Source organism: Kosakonia sp. Marseille-Q7440, assembly GCF_965119485.1.
Genome location: NZ_CBCPLT010000001.1, coordinates 1,841,601 through 1,855,814, shown reverse-complemented (window position 1 = coordinate 1,855,814; position 14,214 = coordinate 1,841,601). Strand labels below are relative to the sequence as shown.

Annotated in this window: 16 protein-coding genes; 7 read left to right on the top strand and 9 right to left on the bottom strand. The window is 56.9% G+C overall.

Annotation, left to right across the window (positions count from 1 at the left end; translation table 11 throughout):
* Nucleotide 1 precedes the first annotated feature (1 nt).
* Entirely contained in the window at nt 2-427 is a 426-nt protein-coding gene (locus ACWPW2_RS08570; RefSeq protein ID WP_454122425.1) for a CopD family protein, read from the bottom strand.
* Nucleotides 428-1,168: 741 nt separating this feature from the next.
* Here ACWPW2_RS08570 and dtpA point away from each other — a divergent pair.
* Both dtpA and gstA read left to right on the top strand, forming a co-directional pair.
* On the top strand, nt 1,169-2,671 hold the full coding sequence (dtpA, locus tag ACWPW2_RS08565; RefSeq protein WP_023481746.1) for a dipeptide/tripeptide permease DtpA: 1,503 nt from the start codon (nt 1,169-1,171) through the stop codon (nt 2,669-2,671).
* Nucleotides 2,672-2,776: 105 nt separating this feature from the next.
* Nucleotides 2,777-3,382, top strand: coding sequence for a glutathione transferase GstA (gene gstA, locus ACWPW2_RS08560; RefSeq protein ID WP_454122423.1), 606 nt, complete (start codon nt 2,777-2,779; stop codon nt 3,380-3,382).
* A gap of 79 nt (nt 3,383-3,461) precedes the next feature.
* Here gstA and tyrS read toward each other — a convergent pair whose 3' ends face one another.
* The 4 genes from tyrS to anmK all read right to left on the bottom strand — a co-directional run bounded on the left by tyrS (nt 3,462) and on the right by anmK (nt 7,127).
* Entirely contained in the window at nt 3,462-4,736 is a 1,275-nt protein-coding gene (tyrS, locus tag ACWPW2_RS08555) for a tyrosine--tRNA ligase (protein WP_094420006.1), read from the bottom strand.
* Nucleotides 4,737-4,877: 141 nt separating this feature from the next.
* Nucleotides 4,878-5,534, bottom strand: a complete 657-nt coding sequence (pdxH, locus tag ACWPW2_RS08550; RefSeq protein ID WP_313162143.1) for a pyridoxamine 5'-phosphate oxidase — start codon at nt 5,532-5,534, stop codon at nt 4,878-4,880.
* A gap of 56 nt (nt 5,535-5,590) precedes the next feature.
* Nucleotides 5,591-5,911 (bottom strand): C-type lysozyme inhibitor, encoded by a 321-nt coding sequence (gene mliC, locus ACWPW2_RS08545; protein WP_124968452.1) that lies wholly within the window; start codon nt 5,909-5,911, stop codon nt 5,591-5,593.
* Between the two features lie 91 nt (nt 5,912-6,002).
* Nucleotides 6,003-7,127, bottom strand: a complete 1,125-nt coding sequence (gene anmK / locus ACWPW2_RS08540; protein WP_454122420.1) for an anhydro-N-acetylmuramic acid kinase — start codon at nt 7,125-7,127, stop codon at nt 6,003-6,005.
* 282 nt (nt 7,128-7,409) lie between these two features.
* On the opposite strand from anmK, the gene slyB reads away from it, so the two are divergent.
* A complete protein-coding gene (gene slyB / locus ACWPW2_RS08535; RefSeq protein WP_023481629.1) occupies nt 7,410-7,877 on the top strand; it encodes an outer membrane lipoprotein SlyB in 468 nt (155 codons plus the stop codon).
* An 89-nt stretch (nt 7,878-7,966) separates the two neighbouring features.
* On the opposite strand, the gene slyA is transcribed toward slyB, so the two are convergent.
* The gene (gene slyA / locus ACWPW2_RS08530; RefSeq protein ID WP_454122417.1) at nt 7,967-8,407 is read right to left on the bottom strand and encodes a transcriptional regulator SlyA; all 441 of its coding nucleotides are present in this window, start codon (nt 8,405-8,407) and stop codon (nt 7,967-7,969) included.
* Nucleotides 8,408-8,561: 154 nt separating this feature from the next.
* Here slyA and ACWPW2_RS08525 point away from each other — a divergent pair, with 154 nt between their 5' ends.
* From ACWPW2_RS08525 to ACWPW2_RS08515, 3 genes are read left to right on the top strand one after another with little or no spacing between them, the layout of a single operon-like run.
* The gene (locus ACWPW2_RS08525) at nt 8,562-8,798 is read left to right on the top strand and encodes a DUF1656 domain-containing protein (RefSeq protein WP_454122415.1); all 237 of its coding nucleotides are present in this window, start codon (nt 8,562-8,564) and stop codon (nt 8,796-8,798) included.
* Nucleotides 8,799-8,800: 2 nt separating this feature from the next.
* Nucleotides 8,801-9,664, top strand: a complete 864-nt coding sequence (locus ACWPW2_RS08520; protein ID WP_454122413.1) for an efflux RND transporter periplasmic adaptor subunit — start codon at nt 8,801-8,803, stop codon at nt 9,662-9,664.
* Nucleotides 9,665-9,672: 8 nt separating this feature from the next.
* Nucleotides 9,673-11,685, top strand: a complete 2,013-nt coding sequence (locus tag ACWPW2_RS08515) for an FUSC family protein (protein WP_454123612.1) — start codon at nt 9,673-9,675, stop codon at nt 11,683-11,685.
* Here ACWPW2_RS08515 and sodC read toward each other — a convergent pair.
* The 3 genes from sodC to ACWPW2_RS08500 all read right to left on the bottom strand — a co-directional run bounded on the left by sodC (nt 11,678) and on the right by ACWPW2_RS08500 (nt 13,474).
* Nucleotides 11,678-12,199, bottom strand: coding sequence for a superoxide dismutase [Cu-Zn] SodC (gene sodC / locus ACWPW2_RS08510; RefSeq protein ID WP_124968456.1), 522 nt, complete (start codon nt 12,197-12,199; stop codon nt 11,678-11,680). The two genes, ACWPW2_RS08515 and sodC, sit on opposite strands and share 8 nt — an antisense overlap.
* A 78-nt stretch (nt 12,200-12,277) precedes the next feature.
* Complete coding sequence (locus tag ACWPW2_RS08505; RefSeq protein ID WP_454123610.1) at nt 12,278-13,174, bottom strand: aldo/keto reductase; 897 nt, start codon at nt 13,172-13,174, stop codon at nt 12,278-12,280.
* Between the two features lie 48 nt (nt 13,175-13,222).
* The gene (locus ACWPW2_RS08500) at nt 13,223-13,474 is read right to left on the bottom strand and encodes a DUF1289 domain-containing protein (RefSeq protein ID WP_161629349.1); all 252 of its coding nucleotides are present in this window, start codon (nt 13,472-13,474) and stop codon (nt 13,223-13,225) included.
* 108 nt (nt 13,475-13,582) lie between these two features.
* On the opposite strand from ACWPW2_RS08500, the gene ACWPW2_RS08495 reads away from it, so the two are divergent.
* Entirely contained in the window at nt 13,583-14,179 is a 597-nt protein-coding gene (locus tag ACWPW2_RS08495) for a TetR/AcrR family transcriptional regulator (RefSeq protein WP_454122410.1), read from the top strand.
* Nucleotides 14,180-14,214 lie beyond the last annotated feature (35 nt).

Below are 14,214 nucleotides of genomic sequence, written 5' to 3'. Positions count from 1 at the left end.
CTCAGAAGGGGCGTACCACTGCCAGCAGCGTAATCACCACCGTAAACAGCACCAGCAGCAGCGTAGCGTTGTTCAGCGCGCCTGTACGCTTCAGGGTTTCACCGTTAGCGAGACGGCGCAGCGTGGCGGAGAGAAAGCCGTGCAGGCCCGATAGCAGCACCACAAACACGATCTTGACGATTAACCACAGGTGCGGCATCTGCCCGTAGGCCACCAGCATGGCGATCCCGGCAATCCACAGCACGATCATCGCCGGGCTGGTCATTCTGCGGTTCCAGCTGCGTACATCGTTAAGCAGAATCAGGGTGGTACTTTTATCTTTCTGTCGCAGGCTCCACTGCGCCACCATGGCGCTCATCAGCATGCCACCAATCCAGACGATTGCGCTGACAATATGTACTGCGTTGATCCACGGATGAAAATTCATCGCTTTGCTCCCGTAAAAATGAAGTCAGAAGTCTGCCACTGCAGCCCCCTGCTGTCATGAACAACCGGCTTATGCGGGCAAGAATTGTTAATTATTTCTCTGTTAAGCGTATCGCTTGCAAAAAATGCCGCCACAAAGTGGCTGATTTTAGGAGATAACTCATTGTGATATGTCTCACAACTCTGCAAAAGAGTCACGCAGTGACACGATCTGGCAGCCGAATGGCGCTTTGAGCAAATAATCATCCACTTATACACTTTCTGACAGTCGAAACCTTTTTTTAGAAGAAAAAAATCCAACGCTGAGCCCTTTGGGGCTTATTTGCTAAGGTAATGTTAATAAAGAGCTAAATGTTAAAATTTACGCGTCCCTGATATCCATCCCACGCCCTCTCTGGCGGGACATCCAACCAGATATGTCTCAGAAACCAGCCCGATGCACTGCCTGTGCGCGAAAATAGCCGAACATATCCCTTACTGCCGTTTCAGCATGTTAAGAACCAGTAGAAAAATCCACTTTTACCAAAATGATAAAATTAAACTCTGAATAACAATTCAGTTTGCCGAGCAAAGTTATGCGCTGGATCTATGTAACAGAATATGTCAAAAGACTTGCCTCATGAGCCAGGATAGTGAACATTACCCGCCGTTTCTCCTCCCAATATAACTAAAAGCGTGATGCAAACTGGTTATCGCGCGCTGAACACCCCCGTTAATATGGGATGTAAAAAAAGAGGTCTACGTGTCAACTGCAAACAAACCAACAGAAAGCGTCAGCATGAACGCTTTCAAACAACCGAAAGCGTTCTATCTCATCTTCTCGATCGAATTGTGGGAACGTTTTGGTTACTACGGCCTGCAAGGAATTATGGCCGTTTACCTGGTTAAGCAACTGGGAATGTCGGAATCAGACTCCATTACGCTCTTCTCCTCCTTTAGCGCGCTGGTCTATGGCCTGGTGGCTATCGGCGGCTGGCTGGGCGACAAAGTGCTCGGCACCAAACGTGTGATCCTACTGGGCGCGATTGTGCTGGCGCTCGGTTATGCGCTGGTGGCCTGGTCAGGTCACGATGCCAGCATCGTCTATATGGGCATGGCAGCGATTGCCGTCGGTAACGGTCTGTTTAAAGCCAACCCCTCTTCGCTGCTCTCCACCTGCTATGACAAGGATGACCCGCGTCTCGACGGCGCGTTCACCATGTATTACATGGCGGTGAACGTTGGCTCCTTCTTCTCAATGCTGGCAACGCCGTGGCTTGCTGCCCGCTTTGGCTGGAGCACCGCGTTTGGTCTGAGCGTCGTTGGCCTGCTGATCACCATCGTTAACTTTGCTTTCTGCAAACGCTGGGTGAAAAACTACGGCTCCAAACCGGACTTCGAACCGCTGCGCATCGGTTACCTGCTGGCGACCATCGTCGGTATCGCGGTGCTGATCGCCATCGCCACCTGGCTGCTGCATAACCAGGGTATCGCGCGTATGGTACTGGGCGTGATCGCACTGGGCATTATCGCTATCTTCGCGAAAGAGACCTTTACCCTGCAGGGCGCGGCGCGTCGTAAGATGATCGTTGCCTTTATCCTGATGGTGCAGGCTATCGTCTTCTTCGTGCTCTACAGCCAGATGCCGACCTCCCTGAACTTCTTCGCAATCCGTAACGTTGAACACACCCTGTTCGGCATCGCGTTTGAGCCGGAGCAGTATCAGGCGCTGAACCCGTTCTGGATCATTATCGGCAGCCCGATTCTTGCCGCTATCTATAACAAAATGGGTGATACCCTGCCGATGCCGCACAAGTTTGCCATCGGGATGGTGCTCTGCTCTGGCGCGTTCCTCGTGTTGCCGCTGGGTACCAAATTCGCCTCTGATGCCGGGATTGTTTCCGTAAGCTGGCTGATTGCGAGCTACGGCCTGCAGAGTATTGGTGAGCTGATGATCTCCGGCCTTGGCCTGGCGATGGTCGCGCAGCTGGTGCCGCAGCGTCTGATGGGCTTTATTATGGGTAGCTGGTTCCTGACCACCGCGGGCGCGAATATCATCGCTGGCTACGTGGCTAACCAGATGGCGATCCCGGAGAACGTTACCGACCCGCTGATGTCCCTGAACATCTACGGTAGCGTCTTCCTGCAGATTGGTATTGCGACGGCGGTGATTGCCGTGCTGATGGTGCTGACTGCGCCGAAGCTGAACCGCATGACGCAGAGCCGTGACGACGCGGATGAAGCGTCCAAAACCGCCACTGCGTAATCGCAAGCGGGTAAAAATGAAGAAGCCGTTAACGTCAGTTAGCGGCTTTTTTTTTATGCAACGGCGTACTACTCTATGCCGGAATTCAGATAAAAGGAAACGTCGATGAAACTGTTCTACAAGCCAGGTGCCTGCTCACTCGCCTCCCATATCGCGCTGCGCGAAGCCGGGAAAGAGATCGCCCTTATCAGCGTCGATCTGATGAAAAAACGTCTGGAAGATGGCGAAGACTTTTTCGCGATTAACCCGAAAGGCCAGGTTCCCGCGCTGCTGCTGGATGACAACACGCTGATCACCGAAGGCGTTGCCATTATGCAATACGTTGCGGATAACGCGCCGCAAAGCCAGCTGCTGCCCGCTGTCGGCACCCTGCCGCGCTACAAGGCGCTGGAGTGGCTGAACTATATCGCCACCGAGCTGCACAAGGGCTTCACCCCGCTGTTCCGCCCGGATACGCCGGAAGAGTACAAACCGACCGTGCGCGCGCAGCTGGAGAAGAAGCTGCACTACGTTAACAACTCCCTGAGCGGTAACGGCTGGATCGGTGGTGAGCACTTTACCATTGCCGATGGCTATCTCTTCACCGTGCTGCGCTGGGCGCATGCGGTAAAACTCGACATGAGCGGTTTTGGTAATATCGAAGCCTACATGGCGCGCGTGGCGGCCCGTCCGGCAGTCGCTGCGGCGCTCTCTGCGGAAGGCATTGCCTGATTTACAGCAGCCTGCCTGAACGCAGGGCAAAGAAAAAGGCGGGAATATCCCGCCTTTTTTATCGTCTGAAGCCAGAGAATTACTTCCAGCACACCAGGCAGTAGTTCTTTTTACCGCGACGCAGCAGCGTGTAGCGACCAAACAGACGGTCAGCATCGGTGAAGAAATACTCCGGATCGGCCTGCTTTTCACCGTTAATGGTGACAGCATTGGAGGCGATGGTTTTGCGCGCCTGGCCGCGAGACGGTTGCAGCTCGGAATCAACCAGCGCCTGCATCAGATCCGCGCCCTTCTCCATCTCAACCATCGGTACGCCATCCTGCGCCAGCTGTTCAAAGTCGGCTTCGCTGAGATCGCTCAGCGTGCCGTTGAACAGGCTTGCGGTGATGCGTTTCGCGGCGGTCAGACCCTCGTCGCCGTGAACCAGACGTGTTACCTGCTCAGCCAGCACATACTGCGCGCGCGGCGCTTTCCCGCTGTTCTTATCCTCTTCTTCCAGCGCGTTGATTTCGGCGATGTCCATAAAGGTGAAGAACTTCAGGAAGCGATAAACATCGGCATCGGCGGTGTTGATCCAGAACTGGTAGAACTTGTACGGGCTGGTTTTCTTCGGATCGAGCCACACCGCGCCGCCTTCGGTTTTACCAAACTTGGTGCCGTCGGCTTTGGTGATCAGCGGTACGGTCAGGCCGAAGACCTGGTTCTGATGCAGACGACGGGTCAGGTCGATACCGGAGGTGATGTTGCCCCACTGATCGGAGCCGCCAATCTGCAGCGCCACGCCGTAGCGCTCGTTCAGGCAGGCAAAGTCATAGCCCTGCAGCAGGTTGTAGGAGAATTCAGTGAAGGAGATGCCGACATCATCGCGGTTCAGACGCTGTTTGACCGCTTCTTTGTTAATCATCTGGTTAACAGAGAAGTGCTTACCGATGTCGCGCAGGAAGGTCAGCACGTTCATGCTGCCGAACCAGTCATAGTTGTTCGCCGCGACAGCCGCGTTCTCGCCGCAGTCAAAATCGAGGAAGGGTGCCACCTGGTTGCGGATCTTGTCGACCCACTCCTGCACGGTATCTTCGGTATTGAGTTTACGCTCGGTGGCTTTAAAGCTCGGATCGCCGATAAGCCCCGTTGCGCCGCCCACCAGCGCGACCGGTTTGTGACCCGCCTGCTGGAAGCGTTTCAGGCATAACAAAGGAACCAGATGCCCCAAGTGCAAGCTGTCTGCGGTGGGATCGAAGCCGCAATAGAGCGCGATTGGCCCCTGCGCCAGTCGCTCTGCTAACGCTTCCTCATCCGTCACCTGGGCCACCAGGCCCCGCTCTTGCAATTGTTTAATCAAGTTACTGCTAGCCATCAAATTCTCCATGTATAAAACGGACTGCACCTATGCCGGTACACGACTTTTCGCCAGATGCGAAAGGATACTTCAGGGGGGCAGATAGCATAAAGCGCCGGGCTACGTTGCACCAGCGCTTATCACAACATTTTCGGCGTTTTACGGTGCCAGACGGTCGATTTTCCACGCACCATTTTCACGCTGGTACAAAAAACGATCGTGCAGGCGATTTGCGCCGCCCTGCCAGAACTCCATCTGCTCAATCGGGATGCGATAGCCACCCCAGAAACTGGGCAGCGGCACTTCGCCCTGCTGGAATTTCTGTTTCAGTTCGAGGAATTTGCTTTCGAGGATACCGCGCGCGGAGATGCGGCTTGATTGCTTCGAGACCCATGCGCCGATTTGGCTGTCGCGCGGGCGGCTGTGGAAATACTTCACCACTTCAAGGGTGGAGAGACGCTCTGCTTTGCCGGTCACCATCACCTGGCGCTCCAGCATGTGCCACGGAAAAAGCAGGCTGATGGCCGGGTTATGTTCCAGATGCTGCGCTTTACGGCTGCCGAGGTTGGTGTAGAACACCAGCCCTTTTTCGTCGTAGTGCTTGAGCAGCACGATGCGCTGATAAGGCTGCCCGTGCTCATCGACGGTAGCGACCACCATGGCAGTCGGGTCAGCGAGCTGCGCTTCACACGCCTGGCCAAGCCAGCGCTCAAAGAGCGTTAAGGGTTCAGCGGGAAGATCGGCGCGGCGCAGACCGCCTTTGGTGTACTCACGGCGCAGGTGCGCAATGTGCTGCAATTGATCGTTATCAGTCATGGCGTTAGCGAAAGTTGTCCTCAGGGAGAGCTATTATGCGCCCCCCGGTGAAAATCTCAACGCTGCGGAATTAACTGACAGTTGTTTAACACGATGCGGTCGCGTTTATAGACGGTGGCACCGTCGCCTTTTGACCAGAATACGTACACGCCGTCGGTGTAACGCGCGCCCGAGGCGGAGAGCCCCTGCTGAAGTGTTAGCTGCTGGTTATCAAGCACGAAACTCGCCTGCTGGCGGGTCTGGTTAATCTTCACGGTCAGCGGCTTTTCATCGCACTGATAGGCGAGAGTGTCGGTGTGCATGCGCTCGACGAACTGGTTGTAATAGCTGCATCCGGCGAGCAGCGCGGGCAGGCAGATGATAAGGATTTTTTTCATAGGATACTCCGGGACGCTCCTGGTCACGGAGAGCGAAGCGCCCTCCTTAAACCCGGTCAGTCTAGCGGCGTACCCCTGAAGTGGAATGCGGTTAACTCTGATTCTGCCATGGGTTAGCCGGGAAGATCGCCCCCAGCACCGTTGGTGCGGCCGCCCCGGTCACCGAGGGGAGATTGCCCGGCAAGCCCGCCAGCGTGCGCCATGCAAGCCACGCAAAGGCGAGCGCTTCCATATCGTCGCCGCTGATCCCGGCATCATCCGTTGGTGCCACTTCAATCCCCGGCAGCTGGCTTGCCAGACGCGCCATTAAAAGCGGGTTGCGGCTGCCGCCACCGCACACCAGCAGCCGCTCGCAGCCACCGCTGAGTAACACCTGTTCGGAGATGGTGATCGCCGTCAGCTCCACCAGCGTCGCCTGTACATCGCAGGCGGCAACTCCCGGATAGTGAACAAGGTGGCGCTCCAGCCAGGCGGCGTTGAAATACTCCCGCCCGGTGCTCTTCGGTGCCGGCTCGGCAAAATAGGGGTCGCTCAGCATTCTTTGCAGCAGCGGCAGGATCACTTTGCCTTCGCTCGCCCACTGCGCGTTCTCATCATAGGGTTTGCCCTGATTACGCCAGATCCACGCATCAAGCAGCATATTGCCCGGCCCGGTGTCGAAACCTCTGACCGGCTGGCCTGGGATCAAGAGTGAGAGATTGGCGATACCGCCGATATTGAGCACCATGCGCCGCTCAACCGGGTGCGCGAGCAGCGCGTGATGAAAAGCGGGCACCAGCGGCGCGCCCTGCCCGCCGAGCGCCATATCCCGGCGGCGAAAATCGCCCACTACGGTAACGCCGGTACGCGCGGCGATCTGGTTGTTATCGCCGATTTGCAAGGTGTGCGGTGCCACGCCCGTCGGTTCGTGCCAGACGGTCTGGCCGTGACAGCCAATCGCCACGATATCCTGGGCAATGAGCTGCTCTCTGTCCATCAGGGCTAATACCGCATCGGCAAAGAGTTTGCCGAGCTGCGTATCGAGGCGACCGAGCTGCGAGAGGGTCAGCTCCTGCCCCTGACAGATGCTCAGGATCCCCTCTTTCAGCGGCAGCGGAATGGGAAAGGTCAGGCTTGCCTGCTGCGCGACCATGGTGTCGTCTATGGCGGCCAGCACCACATCCACCCCGTCCAGGCTGGTGCCCGACATCACCCCAATATAGCGACCTGATTTCATACCCCTTCCTTTAATGTATGGCAAAGAGGCTCCACTCCACCATAAAGCGTCCGTTTACGCCATCGACTGCAAATACTTTTTAACAATCCTCACCCTTCTGCTTAAGTGTAAATGGCGCAAAGTACGCTTATAATCGCTTCGTTTAGATCGGGTTGATCGCGCTTTGTGTATCATTTTTTTCGGGAATTGGCTGAAGATTCGAGTGGCATTGCGAATATGCCATATAATTTAGCCATGACGGATGCTCGCAAGGGCGTTTCATGGTGAACAGGAGATTCATAAATGATGTTACGTGCACTGGCAGTTTCGCTGGTTGGTTTTACATTGGCTGGGTGTGTGAATAACGACTCGCTCTCCGGCGACGTCTACTCTGCATCCGAAGCCAAACAGGTGCAAAATGTCACTTACGGCACCGTGGTTAACGTTCGTCCGGTGCAGATTCAGGGCGGTGATGACAGCAATGTTATCGGTGCGCTGGGCGGTGCCGTACTGGGTGGTTTCCTGGGCAACACCATTGGCGGCGGCGCAGGTCGTTCGCTGGCAACCGCCGCAGGCGCTGTAGCCGGTGGCGTTGCGGGTCAATCCGCGCAGGGTGCGATGAACAAAACCCAGGGCGTGGAGCTGGAAATTCGTAAAGATGACGGCAACACCATCATGGTGGTGCAGAAACAGGGTAAAACCCAGTACGTTGCAGGTCAGCGCGTCGTGATGGCGAGCAACGGCCGCGAAATTACCGTTTCCCCGCGTTAATCATAAGCGTGTGCGGTCATGCTGATGGCCGCATAAGCCTGCCCTTAACTGGCATAAAAAAAGCCTTGCGATTGCAAGGCTTTTTGCTTTTAGTCTCGCGACTGGAGGTCGGTAATATTGTGCTCCAGCCGGGCGATCATCTTAATCAACATCTCAAGCTCCTCCGCAGAGAACCCGGATAAAATCTCACCCCGGGTCTTACGAATTACCGTCTCCATCTGATCGATGATAGGCGACGCTTTGTCAGTCAATTTAATGCGTTTTGCCCGCCGATCGCTGGCGCAAGTCTGGCGAGAAATCAGGCCCTTCTCTTCCAGTTGATCGAGCGTGCGCACCAGTGAAGGCTGCTCAATGCCGATCGCTTTTGCCAGTTGAATTTGCGACTGGTCGGGCGGTAACTGATGAATATTGTGCAGCGTCACCCAGTGTGTCTGCGTTAATTCCAGAGGTTTTAGGCGATGGTCAATCAAAGCACGCCAAATGCGCACTAAGCGTGCCAGATCAGAACCTAATGGCGATTCCAATTTCATCTCCTTATAATTAGTTTGCTAAGTTATTATACTCATTTTAGAATAGTTTGCAGCATTTATATTTGTAAAACAAATATATTGCTCGCCTCGCCAGGGCTTGTGCCGCGCCGCTTTCCGCGCGCTGGCGCACTTATTTTAAACAGGACAGTGACGCGTGAAGTTAACCTCAAGTTCTCCCGATTTACCCTTCCAGGATCTTATCTTTGGCGCCTCGGTCTATTTTCCGCCGCTCTTCAAAGCCGTGATGCTGGGTTTTCTTATCTGGCTGATGGCGCACCGCCTGCTGCGCGACTGGATCTGCGCGGGCGACATCTGGCACCCGATGCTGATGGATCTCTCCCTCTTTGTGATTGCGCTGAGCCTCGCGCTCGGCCTGTTGATGGTGTGGTAACGATGCGGCTTAACTCACTGAAGTATTTCTCAACGTTATTGGTCGTGGCGATTGCGCTGGCCGCAGGCTGGTGGATGTGGAATGTCTATATGCAGTCGCCCTGGACGCGGGATGGCAAAGTGCGCGCCGAGCAGGTGAGCATCACGCCGCAGGTCTCCGGCAGCATTCGCCAGCTGGCGGTGAAAGATAACCAGTATGTTCACGCAGGCGATCTGCTGTTTCTGCTTGACGATACCCCTTATCACATCGCGGTAGTGAATGCCGAAGGGCAACTGGCGAAGGCGCAAACGGAGCTGGCAAAAGCTAACAACGAAGCCAACCGCCGCCGCCACCTCTCACATAACTACATTTCGGCTGAAGACCTCGACACCGCCAATATTGGCGTCAAAGCGGCGCAGGCCGATGTCGCCGTCGCCACGGCGCAGCTTAACCAGGCGAAATGGCAGCTGGCGCAAACCCGCGTTACCGCGCCGGTTGATGGCTGGGTGACTAACCTCTCTGCGCGCACGGGCAACTACGCCACTGCCGGTCAGCCGGTATTTGCGCTGGTCGACAGCCACTCGTTTTATGTCGTCGGCTATTTCGAAGAGACCAAACTGCGCCATATTCGTGAAGGTGCCGCAGCGAAGATTGTGCTCTACAGCAGCAACAAAACGTTACAGGGTCACGTATCCAGCGTTGGTCGCGCCATTTATGATCAGAGCGTGGAGGCGGACAGCGGGCTGGTGGCGGATATAAAACCGACGGTTCCATGGGTGCGGCTGGCGCAGCGTGTGCCGGTACGCATTCAGTTTGACGCCCTGCCGCAGGATATGACGCTGGTGGCCGGCACCACCTGCACCGTGACCATCAGCGAACAGCCGTGAGCAGGCTAATGCTGCTGTGGCAAAACCTGCCGTGGGTCAAGGCGACCGGCGGACAGTGGCGCTACGCACTGCGTAACGGCATTGCCATGTGCCTGGCGCTGACGCTTGCCTATGCGCTCAATCTGGATGAGCCCTACTGGGCGATGACCTCTGCGGCGGTGGTCAGTTTTCCCACCGTCGGGGGTGTGATCAGCAAAAGCCTCGGGCGCATTGCCGGTAGCCTGCTTGGGGCGTGCGCCGCACTGATTATCGCCGGGCAAACCCTTAACGATCCGTGGCTTTTTCTGTTTGCCATGGCGGGCTGGATAGCCTTCTGTACCTGGGCCTGCGCCCAGTTCACGAACAATGTCGCCTACGCCTTTCAACTGGCGGGTTACACCGCCGCCATCATCGCCTTTGCAATGACCAATATCACTGAAATTACCGAATTGTGGGACATCGCCCAGGCACGCGTCTGCGAGGTGATTCTCGGCATTCTGTGCGGCGGCCTGATGATGATGATCCTGCCTGGCACTGCCGATGGCCCGACGCTGCTCGCCGCGCTAAGAAGGATGCATGCCCGGCTGCTGGAGCACGCCAGCCTGCTCTGGCAAGCCGAAACAAACGACGCCATCCGCAACGCACATGAGAGCCTGATTGGGCAGATCCTCACCACGAACCTGCTGCGCATTCAGGCCTTCTGGAGCCACTATCGCTTTCGCCGCCAAAACCGCGTGCTCACCTGGCTGCTCCATCAGCAGTTGCGCATGACCAGCGTCATCTCCAGCCTGCGGCGAATGATGCTCAACTGGCCCGACGCGCCTGCCACGCTGCGCCCGGTGCTTGAGCAACTGCTGGCAGAGCTGGCGCATCACGATGCCGATGCGCTAACGGTCGCCCGCATTATTGCTCCGCTGGCACCTGCGCCGGACGCTGACTATCGCCATCACGCTTTCTGGCAGCGGCTGCGCTACTTCTGCCGTTTATACCTCGCCAGCAGCCGCTGGTTACGCCAGCTGGAAAACGCCTCGCCGGTAAGCGAAGCGCTGCCGCCGCGCAGCCCGGCGTTAATGCGCAATATCGACAATGCCGAGGCGTTGTGGAGCGGGCTGAGAACCTTTGTCGCGCTGATCATGGTCGGAGCATGGAGTCTCAGCGCGCAGTGGGAGCATGGCTCCGCCGCGCTGACGCTGGCAGCGATCAGCTGCGTGCTCTACTCCGTTTCGCCTGCGCCGTTTAACTCTTTAACCCTGCTGTTGCGCACGCTTGCCCTGCTGACGTTGTTCAGCTTTGTGGTGAAATTTGGCCTGATGGTGCAGATCAACGCGCTGGCGCTGTTTCTGCTGTTTCTCTTTCCACTGCTTACCACCCTGCAATTGCTCAAGCTTCAAATGCCAAAGCGCGCCGGGCTGTGGGGGCAGTTGATTGTCTTTATGGGTTCGTTTATCGCGGTGAGCGACCCGCCGGTGTTTGATTTTGCCGATTTTCTCAATGCCGATCTGGCAAAAATCCTCGGTGTGGCGCTGGCCTGGCTTGCCTTTGCGGTGCTGCGACCGGGGTCGGATGCGCGTAAAGGCCGTCGCCATATTCGCGCCCTGCGCCGCCATTTTGTTGACCAGCTGAGCCGCGCGCCAAGGTTGCAGGAACACCAATATGAGTCGGTTGTTTATCACCACATTAGCCAGCTTAGTAACAGCCAGGATGCGCAGGCGCGGCGCTGGTTGTTGCGCTGGGGCGTGGTGCTGCTCAACTGCTCGCATGTGGTGTGGCAACTGCGTGACTGGGAAACGCGTTCTGACCCGTTGAGCCGGGTGCGCGATCGCGCAATTGGGCTGCTGCGGGATGTGATGAGCGAACGCGGCGTTCAGCAACGATCGCTGAATGCCACGCTCGCAGAGTTAGAGCGGATTTGCGCGGCGCTGGGCCAGCATCACCAGCCCGCCGCGCGCGAACTCGCCTCGCTTATCTGGCGTCTCTACTGCGCGCTTGCCCAACTGGAAAACGCGCCTGCGCCAGGTACCATCAGCGAGCCGGTTACTTAATTACGCCGCAGGCATAACGCGCCCCGCCGCCGCCGAGCGGTTTCGGCTGATCGGACATGTTATCGCCACCGACATGGATCATCAGCGCCTTGCCTTTCACCTCATCCAGCTTTTTCAGACGCGGCGCAACAACGGCATCGGTCGCTTTGCCATCGTTATTGACCACCAGCACCGGCAGGTCGCCTAAATGGCCTTCCCCCTCTGGTCCTGCATGTTTGCCTGTTTTATGGGGATCGAGGTGACCGCCCGCGGCTTCAGCGGCAGAGGGCTTGCCCTCTTTCATTGCTGGCTGACAGCTGCCTTTGGCATGGACATGGAAACCGTGCTCGCCGGGCGGTAGCGCATTGAGATCGGGCGCGAACTCCAGCCCTTTATCGGTTTCGCTGATCTTCACGCTACCGACGGACTGCCCGACACCCTGCGCGGTAACGAGGTTCATCTGCACTTCTTCACTGGCGGCCTGCGCACCCGCACAGGTGAGCAGAGCCAGCATTGCCAGACTAAAACGCTTCATATGACCTCCGTTGGATTTTTTTCGCTCTGTAAGTGTAGGCCAGAGCGGCAGATTTCACCGGGAGGTCATAGCGTTAGCTTACGGCACGTCGTAGCCGAGCGCCGCTTTACGGATGCGGAACCACTGCTGGCGGGACATCTGAAGATTGAGCGCGCCAAGAGATGAACGCACGCGCTCAATTTTGCCGGAGCCGATAATCGGCAGCGGCGAAGAGGGTAAACGTAGCACCCAGGCGTAAATCACCTGCTCAATATTTTCGGCGTTCAGCTCCGTTGCCACCTGGTGCAACTCATCGCGCAGCGGCTGGTAGTCGGCATCGCTGAAGATGCGCCCGCCGCCCAGGCAGGACCACGCCATCGGGCGGATGCGCAACTGCTGAAGCTGATCGAGCGTGCCATCAAGCAGCAGCGGCTGGTGCACAGGCGAGATCTCCACCTGATTGGTGACCAGTGTAAACGGCAGCCGTGATTGCAGCAGGGAGAATTGCGCAGGCGTAAAGTTGGAGACGCCGAAGTGGCGCACTTTACCGCTCTGGTGCAACTGTAAAAAGGCTTCGGCAACGTCGTCGGCATCCATCAACGGATCCGGGCGATGGATCAACAGCAGATCGAGATAATCGGTCGCCAGGTTGCGCAGGGACTGCTCGGCGCTGTGAATAATATGGTCGCGCTCGGTGATGTAGTGGCCGAGCGCGTGTTCCGGCTTCGCGGTGGTGGCGATGCCGCATTTAGTGACCATCTCCATACGCGCGCGCAGATGCGGGGCAAGTTTGAGGGCTTCGCCGAAGGCGGCTTCACACTGATAGCCGCCATAGATATCGGCATGATCGACGGTGGTAACGCCAAGATCGAGATGGGCTTCAATAAAACTCACCAGCTGGCGCGGGGTAAAGTTCCACTCCATCAGACGCCAGTAACCCATCACAAAACGTGAGAACTCAGGACCTTGCGGCGCAAGGGCAATACGCTGGACCATCATGGTTTCCTCGAAGGTAATTTGCCCCGAGTATACCCATTTTTGCCCTTAAAACAGCGAAGGTTGATCAGGTTCTTCCGGGGGTTGGTCACGCATTGCGCGCAATTTACGCTGCCAGCGCTGGCGGCAGAGGCGCAGCACCTCCTGCTTTTGCGCGTCGCTCATCGCTTGCCAGTTAAAGCGCTCATCGCGGCTGCGCATACAGCCACGGCAAAAGCCGCGCTCATCTGACTGGCAGATGCCGCGACACGGACTCTGGACCGGGAAAAACTCCAGTTGTTCAGGCAATGGACGCTCCATAGATGCAGGCTTTCTCTACATTCAAGACCGCGGTGAGATATTGCGCAACTGTTAAAAACGCATTGTTCGCCAATTGCCATCACAAAGTTCGCCCGCTAGAGTGTGTCGATGCGCAAGAATTCTGAACACGACACACGCGAACACTTACTGGCAACCGGCGAGCAGCTCTGTATGCACCGCGGCTTTACCGGCATGGGGTTAAGCGAATTACTGAAAACGGCGGAAGTGCCGAAAGGCTCCTTCTACCACTACTTTCGCTCGAAAGAGGCGTTTGGCGTGGCGCTGCTTGAGCGCCACTATGCGGGTTACCACCAGCGGCTGGCGAACCATTTTGCCAACGGCCCGGGCACGGCACGCGACAGATTGCTGGCCTATTATCAGGAGACGCTGAATCAGTTTTGCCAGCAGGGCCACATCAGCGGCTGCCTGACGGTGAAGCTCTCGGCGGAAGTGTGCGATCTCTCGGAAGATATGCGCACCGCCATGGACCGCGGCGCGGGAGGGATTATCGCCCTGCTCGCTAAAGCGCTGGAACAGGGACGCGAGGATAAAAGCCTCGCCTTTGCCGGCGAAGCGCGCTCCCAGGCACAGGTGTTATATGCTCTGTGGCTCGGCGCAAATCTGCAGGCAAAAATTTCGCGCAGTGCCGTGCCGCTGGAAAGCGCGCTGGCGCATGCGCAGCAGATCATTACCCGGCCTGAATAACATCAGGCTTTTTATTTCATCTTTTACTAGTCGAC

Coding starts and splice junctions, on each gene's coding strand:
- ACWPW2_RS08570 (WP_454122425.1), bottom strand. CDS start 427: ATGAATTTTCATCCGTGGATCAACGCAGTACATATTGTCAGCGCAATC.
- gstA (WP_454122423.1), top strand. CDS start 2,777: ATGAAACTGTTCTACAAGCCAGGTGCCTGCTCACTCGCCTCCCATATC.
- tyrS (WP_094420006.1), bottom strand. CDS start 4,736: ATGGCTAGCAGTAACTTGATTAAACAATTGCAAGAGCGGGGCCTGGTG.
- pdxH (WP_313162143.1), bottom strand. CDS start 5,534: ATGACTGATAACGATCAATTGCAGCACATTGCGCACCTGCGCCGTGAG.
- mliC (WP_124968452.1), bottom strand. CDS start 5,911: ATGAAAAAAATCCTTATCATCTGCCTGCCCGCGCTGCTCGCCGGATGC.
- anmK (WP_454122420.1), bottom strand. CDS start 7,127: ATGAAATCAGGTCGCTATATTGGGGTGATGTCGGGCACCAGCCTGGAC.
- slyB (WP_023481629.1), top strand. CDS start 7,410: ATGATGTTACGTGCACTGGCAGTTTCGCTGGTTGGTTTTACATTGGCT.
- slyA (WP_454122417.1), bottom strand. CDS start 8,407: ATGAAATTGGAATCGCCATTAGGTTCTGATCTGGCACGCTTAGTGCGC.
- ACWPW2_RS08520 (WP_454122413.1), top strand. CDS start 8,801: ATGCGGCTTAACTCACTGAAGTATTTCTCAACGTTATTGGTCGTGGCG.
- ACWPW2_RS08515 (WP_454123612.1), top strand. CDS start 9,673: ATGCTGCTGTGGCAAAACCTGCCGTGGGTCAAGGCGACCGGCGGACAG.
- sodC (WP_124968456.1), bottom strand. CDS start 12,199: ATGAAGCGTTTTAGTCTGGCAATGCTGGCTCTGCTCACCTGTGCGGGT.
- ACWPW2_RS08505 (WP_454123610.1), bottom strand. CDS start 13,174: ATGGTCCAGCGTATTGCCCTTGCGCCGCAAGGTCCTGAGTTCTCACGT.
- ACWPW2_RS08500 (WP_161629349.1), bottom strand. CDS start 13,474: ATGGAGCGTCCATTGCCTGAACAACTGGAGTTTTTCCCGGTCCAGAGT.
- ACWPW2_RS08495 (WP_454122410.1), top strand. CDS start 13,583: ATGCGCAAGAATTCTGAACACGACACACGCGAACACTTACTGGCAACC.